Below are 16,859 nucleotides of genomic sequence, written 5' to 3' on the forward strand. Positions count from 1 at the left end.
GACATTCAGGAGCGCTATATATGACCGTCAAAGTTATCGTCACTGATATGGACGGAACTTTCCTTGATGACGCCAAAAAGTACGATCGCACGCGGTTTATGGCGCAATTCGAGCAACTCCAGCAGCGCAATATCGAATTCGTGGTCGCCAGCGGCAACCAGTACTACCAGCTCATCTCCTTCTTCCCGGAGCTTAAAGATCGCATCTCCTTCGTCGCCGAAAACGGCGCGCTGGTCTACGAACATGGGCAGCAGCTGTTCCACGGTGAACTGACCCGCCACGAATCCCAGGTGGTGATGGGCGAGCTGTTAAAAGGCGGCGGTATGAACTTTGTCGCCTGCGGGCTTGAGAGCGCCTATATCAACGAAGCCGCGCCGCAAGAGTTTGTCGATCTGATGGCAGAACACTACCACCGCTTAAAGCCGGTGCGCGACTTCACGCAGATTGACGATACGCTGTTCAAATTTTCCCTCAATCTGCCGGACAGCGAGATCCCGGCGCTGGTTGATGAGCTGCACACCTCCCTCGACGGGATTATGAAACCGGTGACCAGCGGCTTCGGCTTTGTCGATCTGATTATCCCCGGCCTGCATAAAGCGAACGGTATTTCGCGTCTGCTCAAGCGCTGGAACCTCTCCCCGCAAGCGTGTGTAACGCTGGGCGATAGCGGAAACGACGCTGAGATGCTGCGCATGACTAACTCCTCTTTCGCCATGGGCAACGCCACCGACGCGATTAAAGCCATTGCGCGTCACCAGACCGATGACAACAACCACCACGGCGTGCTGAATGTGATTCAGGCCGTGCTGGATAACGCTGCCCCGTTCGACCGCTGATCCCCCTGCCGACGCCCCGCCGTCGGCACTCTCCCTCTGCTTTTTCCCGCTTTGTGCAATTCATCAAGTTTTTAAACTTGCATTAACTTATTTTTAACTTAGATTGTCATTTGTAATCTTAATTGCTTTCGAATGAAAGACAGAGGTGCTTATGACGTTTACCCATGAAACCCTTCCTGCCGACCACAAAACCGCTATCCGCGAGATGAAACAGGCGCTGCGGGCGCAGATTGGCGATGTACAACAGCTATTCGATCAACTCAGCGCGCGGATTAGCGAGCGCGTGGAGGAGATTAAGGCGATAAAAGCGCGCGGCGAATCCGTCTGGCCGCAGCTGAACTATGCCGATATCGCCGCCGGGCGCGTGACCGAAGCGCAGCGCGCGTTGATCAAACGTCGCGGCTGCGTGGTGATCAAAGGCCATTTCCCGCGCGAGCAGGCGCTGGGCTGGGATCGCGCGATGCTCGACTACCTGGCGGAAAACCGTTTTGATGAGGTCTATAAAGGCCCGGGCGACAGCTTTTTCGGCACGCTGGACGCTTCGCGCCCGGAGATCTACCCCATCTACTGGTCGCAGGCGCAGATGCAGGCGCGCCAGAGCGATGAGATGGCGGCCGCGCAATCTTTCCTCAACCGGCTGTGGCGGTTTGAGAGCGAGGGCCGCACGTGGTTCAACCCGGATATCAGCGTCATCTACCCGGATCGCATTCGCCGCCGCCCGCCGGGCACTACCTCGAAAGGACTGGGGGCGCATACGGATTCCGGCGCGCTGGAGCGCTGGCTGCTGCCCGCCTATCAGCGCGTCTTTGCCAGCGTCTTTAACGGCAAGCTGGATCAGTACGATCCGTGGGATGCGGCGCACCGCACCGAAGTAGAGGAGTACACGGTTGAAAACACCACTAAATGTTCGGTGTTTCGCACCTTCCAGGGCTGGACGGCGCTGTCGGATATGATCGCTGGTCAGGGGTTGCTGCACGTGGTGCCGATCCCCGAGGCGATGGCCTACATTCTGCTGCGCCCGCTGCTGGATGACGTGCCGGACGATGAGCTGTGCGGCGTGGCACCCGGCCGCGTGCTGCCGGTTTCAGAGAAGTGGCACCCGCTGCTGATGGAAGCGCTGAGCAGCATTCCTCCGCTGGAAGCGGGTGATTCCGTCTGGTGGCACTGCGATGTGATCCACTCGGTCGCCCCGGTGGAAAACCAGCAGGGCTGGGGCAATGTGATGTATATCCCCGCCGCCCCGCTGTGCGAGAAGAACCTGGCTTATGCCCGTAAGGTGAAGATTGCGCTGGAGCAAGGCGCTTCGCCCGGCGATTTCCCGCGCGAGGATTATGAGCGCGACTGGTCAGGCCGCTTCACGCTCAGCGATCTGAATGCGCACGGTAAGCGCGCGTTGGGGATGGAGAGTTAAGCATCATACAGCCCGTCGCCAGCCACGGCGGTGCGTCGCTGTCCCGGACGTATCCGCCGCACCGACTCGCGCACCGCGAGCGTGCCGTTTAACAGCAGCGAGCCGGTCGGTGCCTGCGGGCGGATGAGGCGCTGCTGCAATAGCTGCACCGCTTCCGCGCCAAGTTCATCCCGCGGAACATGCACTGCGGTAAGCGGCACATCCTGAATTGCCGCAAGGTTAAAGGCGTCGATGCTCATCACCGACACATCCTGCGGCACGCGCAAACCGCGCTGGAGCAGCGCCTGCACCGTCCCCTGCGCCATAAAATCGCCGCTGACCAGAAACGCAGTCGGCGGCGTTTTGTTCGCCGGATCGTCCAGCCACTCCGCTACCAGTAGCGCCGCCTCTTTGGCGCTAAAGCTGGGTACGGTGATGAGATCCCGTTTGCTGTTAAAACGCAGGTTCTGCTGCTGCCACGCCGCTTTAATGCCTGCCAGACGCAGATCCATGGTGTAACGGCGCAGGCACATCACATTCACCACATCGCGATGACCCATATCAAAGAGATAGCGGGCTGCAAACTCGCCGATGGTGCGGTGATCCGGCGCAATGGAAGGCAGGCGCATACGCGCGTCGCGGCAGTTGATCAGCACGCAGGGTTTGCCGATATCCGCCGCCAGCTCGTGAATATGGGTATCGTCAATGCCGAGCAGGATCGCCGCCTGGGTTTCAGGTGCATTCATACGCGCCAGAAATTCATTAGCGTCGCTGTCCAGCTCCTCCAGCGCGCAGTAGCGCAGCCGCACGTCGTGTGGCTCCAGTGCTTTATTGATGCTCTGAATCACACGGTAGTAGAAGATATCGGAGCGCTCATCAAAGGCGCGCTGCGGCGCGAAGACAATCAGGTTATTGAGCAGCAGCCGTCCGGCGGCAATCCCCTCCATCACCCCCAGTTCACGGGCGCAGGCCAGCACCGCCGCGCGCGCTTTTTCGCTGGTGTTGGCTTTTCCCGCCAGCACCCGCGAAACGGTGCTGGTCGACAGATTTGTGCGCCGGGCAATTTCGCTGATTTTGAGCTTTTTATCCATTCTGTGATCTTGCTCCGTTTGTAAAATGGGAAAATTTTCATAGAGCGGAAAGCCTGATATTTATGGCTTTAATGGCAGTGTGCCGTAATATTTGGTCGATTTATGAGAATCCTTGCACAAAATCGACTTTAGCCGCGCTTTTTTCTCCCCTACGGTAAATGTGTCATACAACTTCCATACTAGTTGTGTGTGTTCTTAAGACAAAAACCAAGAAAAAAATCATCACGCGCGCCTGGCGGTATAACAACTTTTCCCCCGGCCGCGATAACGCAACGTCCCTACAAAACGATGAGCGGAGAACACCATGAGCCAGGGGATTAACAACGACGTGGCGGCCACCAGCAGTCGCCGGATCTTCAAAAAATTACGCTGGTGGATGCTGGTACTCTTTCTGTTTGGCGTGACGGTGAACTACATCACCCGTAACTCACTGGGCATCCTCGCACCGGAACTAAAAACCAGCCTCGGTATTACCACCGAACAATATTCATGGATCGTCGGCGCATTTCAGCTGGCGTATACCCTGTTCCAGCCGCTCTGTGGCTGGTTAATCGATGTGATTGGCCTGAAAGTGGGCTTTATGGTCTGCGCGATCATCTGGGCGCTGGCCTGTATGTTCCACGCTGGCGCAGGCAGCTGGATCCATCTGGCGATCCTGCGCTTTACCATGGGCGCGTCGGAAGCCGCGGCAACGCCCGCTAACGCCAAAACCATCGGCGAGTGGTTCCCGAAATCGGAGCGTCCGGTCGCTGCGGGCTGGGCGGGCGTCGGCTTCTCCATCGGCGCGATGCTGGCACCGCCAATTATCTACTTCGCCCACGCCTCGTTTGGCTGGCAGGGGGCGTTTATGTTTACCGGCGTGCTGGCGCTGCTGTGGGTGATTTTGTGGTGGGCGTTTTATCACAACCCGGACAAGCACCCGAACCTCAGCCGCGAAGAGCTGGCCTTTATTCAGCAGGATAATGAGCCGCCGGCGGTGAAACTGCCCTTCCTTACCGCGCTGAAAAACGTATCGAAAAACAAACGCTTTTACGGCATTGCTATTCCGGCCTTTATGGCGGAACCAGCGTGGGCGGTGCTGAGCTTCTGGGTGCCGCTCTATCTGGCGAAAGAGCACGGCATGGATCTGAAACAGATTGCGATGTTCGCCTGGCTCCCCTTCCTCGCCGCCGATCTCGGCAGCGTCGCCAGCGGCTATCTCACCAAACTCTATACCCGCTGGTTCGGCTGCTCGCGCGTCAATTCGGTGGTTGCCAGTTCCCTGACCGGCGCGTTCCTGATGATCTCGCTGGCCATTGTGGCGATCACCCGCGATCCCTATATCACCATTGTGCTGATCTCGATTGGCGGCTTCGGCCACCAGATCATCTCCTGCATGTTGAGCGCGCTGGTGGTTGAGTCATTCGACAAAGGCCAGATGGCAACCGTCAACGGCATGCGCGGCTCGGCGGCGTGGATCGCCAGCTTCCTCTTCTCACTGCTGATTGGCGTTACTGCCGACAAGATTGGCTTCAACCCGCTGTTTATTGCCATGGGTTTCTTTGACCTGATTGGCGCTATTTTCCTGGTGGCATTTATTGCTGAACGTCGCGCAAAACGCGCCTGATTGTGGAAGTCTGCTATGAAAACGCTGAAGAACTGGACGTTACAAAAACAGAGCGCTCATCACGTTGAGCTATTGGTTGATGGGCAACATACGCTCTGCCTCTATGTGCTGGAAGCGAACCTGTTTCGCGTGCTGATTAAACGCAAGGGCGAGCTGGCGCTGGCGCGCACCTGGAGCATCGCGCCAGAGGAGGATGTGCCGTGGGAGGGGCGCAGCCGTGAGGATCTGAGTGGTTTTAGCCTGCCCGCGTGGAAGCTTGAACAGCAGCAGGAGACGCTGACCGTTGAGAGCGAGCAACTGCGCGTGACGGTGCACCAGCCGTTATGGCTCGAGTGGCACTACCGTAATGAAGCGGGCGAGTGGCAGTGGCTGGCAGGCGATCGCCCCACCAGCGCTTATCAGATCAATGCTCACGGCGACGGTGTGGCGCACTACCTCAGCCGTAAAAAGGAGGAGCGTTTTTACGGCCTCGGCGAGAAAGCGGGTAACCTGCAACGCACCGGCCAGCGCTATGAGATGCGCAACCTGGATGCGATGGGCTACAACGCGGCAAGCACCGACCCGCTCTATAAACATGTCCCCTTCACCCTCACCCGCCGGGATGATGTCAGCTACGGGCTGTTTTACGACAACCTCAGCAGCTGCTGGCTCGATCTCGGGAATGAGATCGATAACTACCACACCGCCTATCGCCGCTGGCAGGCGGAAGCGGGCGATATCGATTACTACATCTTTACCGGCGCGCGCGCGCTGGATGTCACCAAAGCCTTTGTACGCCTGACGGGAAAAACCCTCTTCGGGCCGAAGTGGAGCCTCGGCTACAGCGGCTCGACCATGCACTACACCGATGCGCCGGATGCGCAAAACCAGCTGATGAACTTTATTCGCCTGTGTGAAGAGCATGCGATCCCCTGCGACTCGTTCCAGCTCTCATCGGGTTACACCTCGATCAACGGCAAACGCTACGTCTTTAACTGGAATTACGACAAAGTGCCGCAGCCGAAGGTGATGAGCCAGGCGTTTCACGATGCCGGGCTGAAGCTGGCGGCCAATATCAAACCCTGCCTGTTGCAGGATCACCCGCGCTATCACGAAGTGGCGGAAAAAGGGCTGTTTATTCGCGATTCGGAAAACCCCGGGCCGGAGCGCTCCAGCTTCTGGGATGACGAGGGTTCGCATCTCGATTTCACCAACCCGCAGACCATTGCCTGGTGGCAGGAGGGCGTGACTACGCAACTGCTGGAGATGGGGATCGACTCCACCTGGAACGACAATAATGAGTTTGAAGTGTGGGATGGCGAAGCGCGCTGCGCGGGCTTCGGTCAGGAGATCGCCATCAAGCATATCCGCCCGGTGATGCCGCTCCTGATGATGCGCGCCTCGATGGAAGCGCAGCAGCGTTTCGCGCCGGACAAACGCCCTTATCTCATCTCCCGCTCCGGCTGCGCCGGGATGCAGCGCTATGTGCAGACCTGGAGCGGTGATAACCGCACCAACTGGCAGACGCTGCGCTACAACACTCGCATGGGGCTGGGGATGAGTTTGTCCGGGCTTTATAACGTCGGGCACGATGTCGGCGGCTTCTCCGGCGATAAACCCGATGCCGAGCTGTTTGTGCGCTGGGTGCAGAACGGCGTGATGCATCCGCGTTTTACCATCCACTCGTGGAATGATGACCAGACGGTAAACGAACCGTGGATGTACCCGGCAGTGACGCCTGCGATCCGCAGCGCCATTGAGCTGCGCTACCGCCTGCTGCCCTACCTTTACACCCTGCTGTGGCAGGCACATGCCGATGATGAGCCGATGCTACGCCCGACCTTCCTCGATCATGAACACGATGCGCAGACTTTTGAGGAGTGCGATGACTTCCTGCTGGGCCGCGATCTGCTGGTCGCCAGCGTGGTTGAGCCGGGCCAGCGCGAGCGCTCTCTCTGGCTGCCCGCCAATGAGAGTGGATGGTACGATTTTTATACCGGGGCGTGGTACGCGCCAGGCCAGTGGGTGACGCTGGATGCGCCGCTGGAGACGTTGCCGCTGCTGGTTCGCGCCGGTGCCGGTTTGCCGCTGAGCGACCGCATTCGTCATGTGGAGGCGAAAAGCGATACCTTCCGCGAACTGCAACTCTTCCCGCTGAAAGGCACCGGGCGTTCCAGCGGCCTGCTGTTTGAGGATGATGGCGAGTCGTGGGGTTATAAAGAGGGCAATGCGCTGTGGTTAAGCTGGGAGATGGTGTGCGACAGCGAAACCATTAACCTTGAGGTTACCGCGCGCGGCGATTACCGCCCGGCGTGGCAGACGTTGAATGTTACCTTGCCCGCCGGGGAAAAGCGCCGGTTAGTGATTAACGGCGAGCCCGCAACGGCGTGGTCATTCAGGTAAAAAAATGCCGGATGGTGGCTTACGCCTTATCCGGCCTACAAAAGCAGTATCGATCCCGTAGGCCGGATAAGCGTTTACGCGCCATCCGGCACCGGCTCCTTTGCCGGATGGCGGCTTCGCCTTATCCGGCCTACAAAAGCAGAGCGATCCCGTAAGCCGGATAAGCGTTTACGCGCCATCCGGCAATGTGTTCCTTTATTTACCTAAGTATTTCGCGTTGCAGGAAGGCGGCAAACCTGAGTATCCCCGGGAGCTTACTGAAGTAAGTGACCGGGGTACGACGGTGCAGCCAACGCACCTGCGGCGTGAAAGACGACGGTAAAGACGGTAAATTTATTCGATGCCCTTGGTACGCAAATAATCTTCATAGTTACCGGTGAAATCGACCACGCGCTGCGGCGTAATCTCAATCACGCGGGTTGCCAGTGAGCTGACGAATTCACGGTCGTGCGAGACGAAAATCAGCGTGCCCTGGTACATCTCCAGCGCCATGTTCAACGATTCGATGGATTCCATATCCAGGTGGTTGGTCGGTTCGTCCATCACCAGAATATTCGGTTTTTCCATCATCAGCTTGCCGAACAGCATACGGCCCTTCTCGCCCCCGGAAAGCACCTTCGCAGGTTTCTTGATATCGTCCTGGCTGAACAGCAGACGGCCCAGGATGCTGCGCACCGCCTGCTCGTCATCGCCCTCTTGTTTCCACTGGCTCATCCAGTCGAACACCGTCAGATCGTTATCGAAATCCGCCGCGTGATCCTGCGCGTAGTAGCCGATGCGGGCGTTTTCCGACCACTTCACCGTGCCGCTCTCTGGCGTAAGCTCGCCGACCAGCGTTTTCAGCAGCGTGGTTTTACCGACGCCGTTAGTACCGAGGATGGCGACTTTCTCACCCACTTCCATCAGCATATTGAAGTTTTTAAACAGCGGGCCGTTATCAAAACCTTTAGTGACCTGCTCCACTTCCAGCGCATTACGGAACAGTTTCTTATCCTGCTCGAAGCGGATGAACGGGTTCTGACGGCTGGAGGCTTTCACCTCGTCGAGCTTGATCTTATCGATCTGGCGGGCGCGGGAAGTTGCCTGACGCGATTTAGAGGCGTTGGCACTAAAGCGGCTGACGAAGGATTGCAGCTCGGCAATCTGCGCTTTCTTCTTGGCGTTATCCGACAGCAGACGCTCGCGCACCTGGGTGGCGGCAGTCATGTATTCGTCGTAGTTGCCCGGGTAGACGCGCAGCTCGCCGTAGTCGAGATCCGCCATATGGGTGCAGACCATGTTCAGGAAGTGACGGTCGTGCGAAATGATGATCATGGTGCTGTCACGTTCGTTCAGCACCTGCTCCAGCCAGCGAATGGTGTCGATGTCCAGGTTGTTGGTTGGTTCATCGAGCAGCAGAATATCGGGGTTAGCGAACAGGGCCTGGGCCAGCAGCACACGCAGTTTCCAGCCGGGGGCGACTTCGCTCATCGGGCCGTAATGCTGTTCAACCGGAATACCGACGCCGAGCAGCAGTTCGCCCGCGCGCGCTTCCGCCGAGTAGCCATCCATTTCGCCATACAGCACTTCGAGATCGGCCACTTTATAGCCATCTTCTTCGCTCATCTCGGCGAGGCCGTAAATGCGGTCGCGCTCCTGCTTCACTTCCCACAGCTCGGCGTGACCCATGATCACCGTGTCGAGCACGCTGAAGGCTTCAAAGGCGAACTGATCCTGACGCAGCTTACCGATGCGCTCGTTCGGATCGAGAGAGACGTTACCCAGCGACGGCTCTAAATCGCCGCCGAGGATCTTCATAAAGGTGGATTTACCGCTCCCGTTCGCGCCGATCAGGCCGTAACGGTTGCCGCCGCCAAATTTGACGGAAATATTTTCGAACAGCGGCTTACTGCCGAACTGCATGGTGACGTTGCTGGTGACTAACACGGCGATATCCTGAAATATGTGACAAACGCCATAGTATGCCACAATTCCGAATTAGATTCTTGCCCCCTGTCCGGCCGCTACACTGCAAACAACGGGAAAAAAGTGTGATTTCGTCAACATCTGAATTCCCTGGACGGGGGAATGCACATATAATGCGCTTCCTGCATTCTCAACCCAACGGCCAGTGTGGCAATAATCTCGCACAACATGAATATGAAATTAAGAACTCTCTTCGCGGCGGCCTTTGCTGTCGTGGGATTTTGCAATAGCGCGTCTGCTGTGACTTATCCGCTGCCGACTGATGGCAGCCGTCTGATCGGTCAGAACCAGGTCGTAACCATTCCTGAAGGCAATAACCAGCCGCTGGAATACTTTGCGGCTGAATACCAGATGGGTCTCTCCAACATGCTGGAAGCTAACCCGGGCATTGACGCCTATCTGCCGAAAGGCGGCACGGTAATGAACGTTCCGCAGCAGCTAATCCTGCCGGATACCGTTCATGAAGGGATTGTGATTAACAGTGCGGAGATGCGCCTCTACTACTATCCGAAAGGCACCAACACGGTGATCGTGCTGCCAATCGGTATCGGCCAGTTGGGTAAAGATACCCCGATTGCCTGGACCACCAAAGTCGAGCGTAAAAAAGCCGGTCCGACCTGGACACCAACGGCAAAAATGCACGCCGAATATCAGGCAATGGGTCAACCGCTGCCGCCGGTTGTTCCGGCAGGCCCGGATAACCCGATGGGTCTCTACGCGCTCTATATTGGCCGCCTGTATGCGATCCACGGTACTAACGCCAATTTCGGTATCGGCCTGCGCGTGAGCCACGGCTGTGTGCGTCTGCGTAACGACGACATCAAATTCCTGTTCGAGAACGTGCCGGTCGGCACCCGCGTGCAGTTTATTGATGAGCCGGTAAAAGCGACCACCGAACCGGATGGCAGCCGCTATATCGAAGTTCACAACCCGCTCTCCACCACCGAAGCGCAGTTTACCGGCGGCGAAATCGTGCCGATCGCGCTGACCAAAGCGGTGCAGGCGGTGACCAGCCAGGCGGACGTTGATTCAAGCGTGGTTGACCAGGCGATCCAGAACCGTTCCGGTATGCCGGTACGTCTGAACTGATTTGCGGTCGGTTTGCATGCCGGATGGCGCTGCGCTTATCCGGCCTACAACTGATTTAAAAAGCGGAGCTTCGGCTCCGCTTTTTTTATGTTGATTGCCGGATGGCACAAGCAATGAGTGTTGATGTATCGCGTAGGCCGGATAAGGCGTAGCCGCCATCCGGCAATAATAAAAACAGCGCTTTTATCCGTGGTTAACCACAATCACCCCGCCGTGATCGTAGCGGTAATGGCAATGGGCATACTCCAGCGGCGTGCCATCCTCCAGGTAGATAACCTGTTCCACCTCCAGCACCGGATCGGTCTCATCACAGTTGAGGTACTGCTTATCTTCCTCGCACGGCTTCAGCGCGCGGACAATGCGGTACGACCCCATGATTTTTAGCGCCAGATCGTCCTGCACATAGCGAAACACCGAGCTTTCCAGATGGCTGCGATTGAGCCCCGGCACCAGGTTTACCGGCATCAGTGTGAACTCCAGCGACACCGGCTCGCCCTCCAGCAGACGCAGGCGCACAAAGTCATACACCGGCTCATCCGGCCCCACCAGCAGCGAAGCCTGCTCTTTTTCGCTGGCAAAACGCAGATCGAAGCGCACGATCTTGCTCGTCACTTCGCCAACGTTCTCCCAGGTTTTGGTGGCACCAAAATAGTCGCTGCCAGGCAGATCCCAGCGCGACAGCTGAAGGAAATTTTTGCGGATAAAGGTGCCCTGCCCCTGGCGGGTATAGACCAGCCCCTCAACAATCAGCTGACGCATCGCCTGCTGGATGGTCATGCGGCTGGTATTAAACTCCGCCGCCAGCGCGAACTGGTCCGGCAGCGGCGCGCTGGCAGGATACTGCTGGCTGAGGATGCGCCGCTTAATTTCCCGCGCGATGGTGATATATTTTGCCGCCATGACCCGTCCCGGTAATTTAGTCTATCCCATTGTTTCTTAAGGCCACTCTCTCGGCAATTTTGAGGAAAGGCAGGTAGAAGAATACACCAAAGATGATGATTATCAACTGAACCACTACCGCCCGCCAGTCGCCCGCCGTCGCCAGCCAGGCGCTTAAAATTGGCGGTGTCGTCCACGGGATCATCACCACGCAGCGCGCCATCCAGCCCATCGTGGTGCAGAACCAGGCAAACCAGATACCCAGCGCCGGCAGCAGCACAAAGGGGATCATCAGCGGCAGGTTAAAGACAATCGGCAGGCCGAAAATCACCGGTTCGTTGATGTTGAACAGCCCCGGCGAAATGGCCAGCCGCGCCACCTGCTTTGCCGACTGCTGCCTGGCAAAGATAAAGATGGCGATCAGCAACGACAAAGTGCTGCCGGTGCCGCCAATCATGCCGAAGGTCGGCACAAAAATGCTGTTGATGATATGCGGGATCGGCTGGCCGTTGGCGAAGGCGAGCATATTCTCGTTAGTGTTAATCAGTAGCAGCGGTTCGAGGATCACACCGTTGACCACCGTCTGGTGAATACCGAGCGTAAAGAGGAAGTTGCCGAAGCTGTAGATAAATAGCGTGCCCGGCAGGCTGGTATTAATTTGGCGCAGCGGCTGCTGAATCAGGGTGGTGATGAGATGGATCAAATCCGTATGCAGCAGGTTCGCCAGCAGTGCCGCCACCATCGCGAAGATCGACAAGGTGATGATGGTCGGGATCAGCGCCGAGAAGGATTGCCCCACCGCCGATGGCACATTATCGCCGAGGGAAATGGAGAAGCGCTTCACGCTGGCGACGCGGATAAACAGCTCCGTTGAGAGCAGGCCGATAATCACCCCGGCAAAAATGCCGGTGGTACCGATATTGGCAAACGACAGCATCTGCGCGACGCTCACCGTGGTTTTACTCCCCACCGGCACCACATCGAGCTGCATCGGCATCATGATGATAAAACTGGCAATCGCAATAACCACCGCTGAGACCGGGTTCTCGAAGTTCTTATTGCGCGCCAGCGACCAGGCGGTCATTGGCGCAATCAGCAGGGCCGCGATATTCAACGTGCCGTTAATGACGGCTTCGCCCCACACCTTAAAGCGTGCCAGCGTCTCGCCCTCCAGCACCCAGGGGAAAATGACGTTATTGATCAGCACCGCCAGCCCGGCGAGGATGAAAATCGGCATCACCGCCGCGAACGCGTCGCGCAGGGATCGCAGATGCACCTGATTTGCCAGGCGGGCGGAGAACTCCACGAACTTATCGACGAATAACTGCATTTTCGGCGTGATTTTTGTCTCAGACATTGCGCTGCCCTCTTATCACTGCGTTACATGTCACGCCCGTTGCTACGGATCACCCGTTGCAGCCAGCGGTAGCTCTTTTTCGGTACGCGTCGCATATCCTTCAGGTCGTGGTTATCGCGGTTAACGTAGACCACGCCGTAGCGTTTACGCATATCGCCCTGGGAGCTGAGAATATCGATAAGCCCCCAGCCGAGATAGCCAATCACCTGCGCACCATCTTCAAACATCGCATCCTGCATCGCCTGCAGGTGATCGCGGTGATAAGCAATGCGGTACTCATCATCTATCGGATTGACGCCGTCCCACTCCTCAATCACGCCGATGCCGTTCTCAATCGGGAATACCGGCAGCCGCCAGTCGTTGTAGTAGCGGGTAATGATGGCGCGAAAACCGAGCGGATCGATCTGCCAGCCCCACTCTGTCGCTTCAAGATAAGGATTGGGTTTGTCGCCTTCGTGCAGGTAGTAGTTGACCGGCGTATCCGTGCCGATGGCGTCGCTGTCCAGCGTTTTGCTGGCGTAGTAGCTAAAGGCCATAAAGTCGTTTTTGACGCGCGCGATCTGCGCCAAATCCTCATCACGGTAGATATCACCAAAGCCCTCTTTTTCCACTACTGCCATTACCGCCGGGCTGTAACCCTGCCCGGCGTAGACGCGCAGCAGGTTCTGATTGAGGAATTCGTCATACTGCATGGCACAGAAGATATCGCGCGGTTTGCAGGTAGCCGGGTAGATCAACTGGTGCGCGAGCATGCCGCCCATCAGTTTGCCGGGCTGGGTATCGTGCAGATAGTGCGTCAGCAGCACGTGCGCCATCATCACGTGGTGCTGGATCTGGTAAAGCTCGCGCAGGGTTTTCTCGCCCTTCAGGTAGCCGCCAACCTGAAACGCGCCGGGCATATGGTAGATATTCTGCTCGTTAAAGGTGAGCCAGTACTTCACCTTGCTGCCGAAGGAGTCGATCATCTTCTGGCCGTAACGAACAAAGGCGTCAAGCACGTGGCGATCGACAAAACCGTTGTACTTTTCTGCCAGCGCCAGCGGCATATCGAAGTGATAAAGGCAGACCATCGGCTCAATGCCGCGCGCCAGCAGACCGTCAATAAAGCGCGCGTAAAAATCGATGCCTTCCTGATTAAATTCGCCGTCACCCTCAGGGCAGACGCGGCTCCAGGCGATCTGAAAGCGGTAGCAGTTCATGCCCAGATCCTGCATCAGGTCGAAATCTTCCTCGTAACGGTGATAGGAGTCGGTGGCGACTTTCCAGTCGGAGGCAAATTCGCTGGCTTCGCGGATATCGTAGACCGACATCCCTTTTCCGCCCTCATTCCACGCCCCTTCGGTCTGCATGCTGGAGACAGAGTTGCCCCATAAAAAACCGGTCGGTAATGTTCTGCTCATTGCGTTTTCTCCATGACTAGTCATTTCGTATATATGACTAGTCATATAGCGAATGGCGAAAAAACAGGCAAAGAGAGAAGCGCGGTTTTGTGACGCTTTTCGAAAGAATTGTGCGAAACGGGGAAGATGAAGCAGGAACAGGCAACAGACCGGATAGCGCGAACGCTACACCGGCCTGTAATTTATGCTTAAGGGGAAATTACTGCTGATTCAATTGATTACGGCGATACTCGCCCTGGCGCTCCAGCATCCAGCCGGGGTATTCACGCGGCAGCGCGCTGACGGCATCAAGCTGTTTAAGCTCTTCGTCGCTCAACTGCACGCTCGTTGCGGCGAGGTTATCATCCAGTTGTTCCGGGCGTTTCGCGCCGATAATCACGCTGGTCACCGCCTGCTGGTGCAGCAGCCAGGCCAGCGCGATTTGCGCCACGCTAACGCCTTTGCTATCAGCGATAGTGCGCATCACATCCACGCAGTCGAAGGCGCGATCTTTATTCACCGGCGGGAAGTCAAACTCCACCCGGCGACCGCCCGCTTCGGCTTTGCCGTCGCGGCCATATTTGCCGCTCAGCAGACCGCCCGCCAGCGGGCTCCAGACCATCAGCCCGACATTTTCGCTCTGCATCATCGGCACCAGCTCACGCTCCAGATCGCGTCCGGCAATGGTGTAATAGGCCTGTAGCGAAGCAAAACGCGCGAGGCCCAGGCGCTCAGAGATGCCCAGCGCTTTGGCAATCTGCCACGCCGCCCAGTTGGAGACGCCGATATAGCGCACATGCCCGTGCTGCACCAGCGTATCGAGGGCGTACAGCGTCTCCTCCATTGGCGTCGCCGGATCAAACCCGTGCAACTGGTAGAGATCGATATGATCGAGTTGCAGGCGCTTGAGGCTCGCTTTCACGCTCTGAATAATGTGAAAGCGCGAACTGCCGCGCGAGTTGACGCCCGCGGTGCCGGTTTCGCCGAAGACTTTGGTGGCAACCACCACATTTTCGCGCGGCACCTTCAGGTTTTTTAACGCCTGGCCGGTGATCGCTTCCGAGCGTCCGCCGGAGTAAACATCAGCGGTGTCAATAAAGTTGATCCCGGCATCAAGGGCGCGGCCGACCAGCTCTTCAGCCTGTGCCTGCTGTAGCTGGCCGATTTTGCCCCACATATCCTCCTGACCGCCGAAGGTCATGGTGCCGAGGCAGAGTTCAGAAACAAACAGTCCGGTATTGCCCAGTTTTTTGTAGCGCATGGTAGCGTCTCCTCATCGGTTGTTTGACGCAATCAGTTATACGCTCCGTGCCTGCGCGGCGAATGTGGGGATCCTGCCTGTTTCTTGCCCAATCCTCTGATTATCCGCGCGGCGCGTCGCCAAAGACTTTGTAATCAGGCAGTTGCACATTCTGGTACGGCTCCCAGCCGCCGCCGAGGGCTTTGTAGAGCGCGACGAGATCGAGGCTACTCTGCACCCGCGCCTGCTCGCGCTGCTGGCTCGCCTGCGCCAGCTGGCGCTGGGCGTCGAGCACATCGAGGAAGCTGGCAATCCCTTTGCGGTAACTATCGCTGGCAAGCGAAAAGGCGTTCTGCAACGCTTCCAGCGTCTTATCGAGGCTCGCTTCACGCTGCTGATCGGCGCGGTAGCTGACCAGCGCATTCTCTACATCGTTCAGCGCGCTGAGCACCGTCTGGCGATAGTTGAGCACCGCGGCACCCTGCTGCGCGCGCGCCAGTTTGACGCTCGACACCAGCCGTCCGCCCTGGAAAATAGGGATCGAGACCTGCGGGCCAAAGCTGTAGAAGTGGCTGCTCCAGTCCGTCAGCCAGTTGGTTTCGCTATTGCGCAGACCAAACTGGCCGCTGAGCGTCAGGCTCGGGAAGAGCTGCGCGACGGAGACGCCGATTTGCGCGGTCGCCGCATGCAGCGTCGCTTCCGCTTCGCGCACGTCCGGGCGACGGCGCGCCAAGGTGGAGGGAATGCCGGTAGGCACCACGTCCGGCAAGGCCGGGAGCGGCTGCGTGCCGCGCAGTTCGCTATCCAGCGCGCCCGGCGTTTTGCCGAGCAGCACCGCCAGCGCATTCATCGCCTGGCGCTCCTGCGCCTGGTACTGCGGCAGCTGCGCTTCAAGGTTCGCCGCCTGGGCGCGGGCATTCTCCACATCCAGCTGCGGCGATAGCCCGCCCTGCTGGCGGTTTTGCGTCAGGGTCAAGGTCTCCTGCGCACTCTGAATCTGGGTATTCAGTGAAGCAATGATGCTCTGCGCGCCGCGCAGTTGCAGCCAGGCGCGCGCCACTTCCGCTTCCAGCGATACCAGCGCATCGTTGCGCTGCTCAATCGCCTGCTGCTGCTGGGCGGTGGTGGCCTCGACCTGACGGCGCACTTTGCCCCACAAATCCAGCTCCCACTGGGCATCAAAGCTGCCCTGGTAGAGATTGACCGGCTGGGTTAAGGCGCCCAGCGCGCCGCTGACCGCCGGATCGGCATTCTCCAGCTGGCCGTAGACATCATGGGATTTCAGCTCCCCTTCCAGCCCCAGCTGCTGACGCGTCGCCTGTAGCGAGCCGTTCACCGCTGGCAGAAACGCACCGCCCGCCTGATTGATCTGCTCGCGGGCACCGGCAATGCGCAGCACCGTCTGTTGCAGAGATAGATTCCCGGCAATCGCCCGTTCAATCAGGCTGTTAAGCTGCGGCGAGTTAAAGGTCGTCCACCAGCGCGGGTTAACCGCCTGCGGCGTCGCCCGGGATTTTACCGACGCATCACCCGGATCGTTCCAGCGCGCCGGGGTTTGCGGCTGCGCGGGCTGGTAATCCGGCCCGACCGCGCACCCGGCAAGGCACAGTGACAAAAAGGTAACGGGAAAATGACGCCATGCCAT

Annotated in this window: 12 protein-coding genes; 5 read left to right on the forward strand and 7 right to left on the reverse strand. The window is 58.0% G+C overall.

From position 1 onward, the window contains the following. Positions 1–20 precede the first annotated feature (20 nt). Both EH164_RS15130 and EH164_RS15135 read left to right on the forward strand, forming a co-directional pair. Positions 21–836, forward strand: a complete 816-nt coding sequence (locus EH164_RS15130; protein WP_124968994.1) for a Cof-type HAD-IIB family hydrolase — start codon at positions 21–23, stop codon at positions 834–836. Positions 837–981: 145 nt separating this feature from the next. Continuing rightward, complete coding sequence (locus tag EH164_RS15135) at positions 982–2,247, forward strand: DUF1479 domain-containing protein (protein WP_124968996.1); 1,266 nt, start codon at positions 982–984, stop codon at positions 2,245–2,247. Here the strand turns inward: EH164_RS15135 and EH164_RS15140 are convergent. After that, positions 2,244–3,317 carry a LacI family DNA-binding transcriptional regulator gene (locus tag EH164_RS15140; protein WP_124968998.1) on the reverse strand — a complete coding sequence of 358 codons (1,074 nt, stop codon included), beginning with the start codon at positions 3,315–3,317 and terminating at the stop codon, positions 2,244–2,246. The genes EH164_RS15135 and EH164_RS15140 overlap by 4 nt on opposite strands. A gap of 304 nt (positions 3,318–3,621) precedes the next feature. Between EH164_RS15140 and EH164_RS15145 the strand changes: the two genes are divergently transcribed. Together EH164_RS15145 and EH164_RS15150 are read left to right on the forward strand one after the other, a co-directional pair. Then, positions 3,622–4,923, forward strand: coding sequence for an MFS transporter (locus EH164_RS15145; protein WP_124969000.1), 1,302 nt, complete (start codon positions 3,622–3,624; stop codon positions 4,921–4,923). Positions 4,924–4,938: 15 nt separating this feature from the next. Next, entirely contained in the window at positions 4,939–7,305 is a 2,367-nt protein-coding gene (locus EH164_RS15150) for a TIM-barrel domain-containing protein (RefSeq protein WP_124969002.1), read from the forward strand. 333 nt (positions 7,306–7,638) lie between these two features. Here the strand turns inward: EH164_RS15150 and EH164_RS15160 are convergent, their stop codons facing one another. Further along, entirely contained in the window at positions 7,639–9,231 is a 1,593-nt protein-coding gene (locus EH164_RS15160; protein ID WP_023481823.1) for an ABC-F family ATPase, read from the reverse strand. A gap of 207 nt (positions 9,232–9,438) precedes the next feature. Here EH164_RS15160 and ldtB point away from each other — a divergent pair, with 207 nt between their 5' ends. After that, positions 9,439–10,359 carry a L,D-transpeptidase gene (ldtB, locus tag EH164_RS15165; RefSeq protein ID WP_023481393.1) on the forward strand — a complete coding sequence of 307 codons (921 nt, stop codon included), beginning with the start codon at positions 9,439–9,441 and terminating at the stop codon, positions 10,357–10,359. Positions 10,360–10,542: 183 nt separating this feature from the next. Here ldtB and EH164_RS15170 read toward each other — a convergent pair whose 3' ends face one another. From EH164_RS15170 to EH164_RS15190, 5 genes are all read right to left on the reverse strand, one after another. Then, a complete protein-coding gene (locus EH164_RS15170; RefSeq protein WP_054804087.1) occupies positions 10,543–11,259 on the reverse strand; it encodes a GntR family transcriptional regulator in 717 nt (238 codons plus the stop codon). Positions 11,260–11,275: 16 nt separating this feature from the next. Further along, the gene (locus tag EH164_RS15175; protein ID WP_124969006.1) at positions 11,276–12,595 is read right to left on the reverse strand and encodes a PTS sugar transporter subunit IIC; all 1,320 of its coding nucleotides are present in this window, start codon (positions 12,593–12,595) and stop codon (positions 11,276–11,278) included. A gap of 23 nt (positions 12,596–12,618) precedes the next feature. After that, positions 12,619–13,995 (reverse strand): glycoside hydrolase family 1 protein, encoded by a 1,377-nt coding sequence (locus EH164_RS15180; RefSeq protein ID WP_124969008.1) that lies wholly within the window; start codon positions 13,993–13,995, stop codon positions 12,619–12,621. A gap of 199 nt (positions 13,996–14,194) precedes the next feature. After that, positions 14,195–15,235: an aldo/keto reductase gene (locus EH164_RS15185; protein ID WP_094420404.1), complete on the reverse strand. Its 1,041-nt coding sequence runs from the start codon at positions 15,233–15,235 to the stop codon at positions 14,195–14,197. Positions 15,236–15,335: 100 nt separating this feature from the next. Continuing rightward, entirely contained in the window at positions 15,336–16,859 is a 1,524-nt protein-coding gene (locus EH164_RS15190) for an efflux transporter outer membrane subunit (protein ID WP_124969010.1), read from the reverse strand.

The organism is Kosakonia sp. CCTCC M2018092 (assembly GCF_003864115.1).
GTDB classification, from domain to species: domain Bacteria; phylum Pseudomonadota; class Gammaproteobacteria; order Enterobacterales; family Enterobacteriaceae; genus Kosakonia; species Kosakonia cowanii.

Excerpts from the sequence above, each read along its gene's own strand:
- EH164_RS15130 (WP_124968994.1), top strand. The coding sequence starts at position 21 with ATGACCGTCAAAGTTATCGTCACTGATATGGACGGAACTTTCCTTGAT.
- EH164_RS15140 (WP_124968998.1), bottom strand. The coding sequence starts at position 3,317 with ATGGATAAAAAGCTCAAAATCAGCGAAATTGCCCGGCGCACAAATCTG.
- EH164_RS15145 (WP_124969000.1), top strand. The coding sequence starts at position 3,622 with ATGAGCCAGGGGATTAACAACGACGTGGCGGCCACCAGCAGTCGCCGG.
- EH164_RS15150 (WP_124969002.1), top strand. The coding sequence starts at position 4,939 with ATGAAAACGCTGAAGAACTGGACGTTACAAAAACAGAGCGCTCATCAC.
- ldtB (WP_023481393.1), top strand. The coding sequence starts at position 9,439 with ATGAATATGAAATTAAGAACTCTCTTCGCGGCGGCCTTTGCTGTCGTG.
- EH164_RS15170 (WP_054804087.1), bottom strand. The coding sequence starts at position 11,259 with ATGGCGGCAAAATATATCACCATCGCGCGGGAAATTAAGCGGCGCATC.
- EH164_RS15175 (WP_124969006.1), bottom strand. The coding sequence starts at position 12,595 with ATGTCTGAGACAAAAATCACGCCGAAAATGCAGTTATTCGTCGATAAG.
- EH164_RS15180 (WP_124969008.1), bottom strand. The coding sequence starts at position 13,995 with ATGAGCAGAACATTACCGACCGGTTTTTTATGGGGCAACTCTGTCTCC.
- EH164_RS15185 (WP_094420404.1), bottom strand. The coding sequence starts at position 15,235 with ATGCGCTACAAAAAACTGGGCAATACCGGACTGTTTGTTTCTGAACTC.
- EH164_RS15190 (WP_124969010.1), bottom strand. The coding sequence starts at position 16,859 with ATGGCATGGCGTCATTTTCCCGTTACCTTTTTGTCACTGTGCCTTGCC.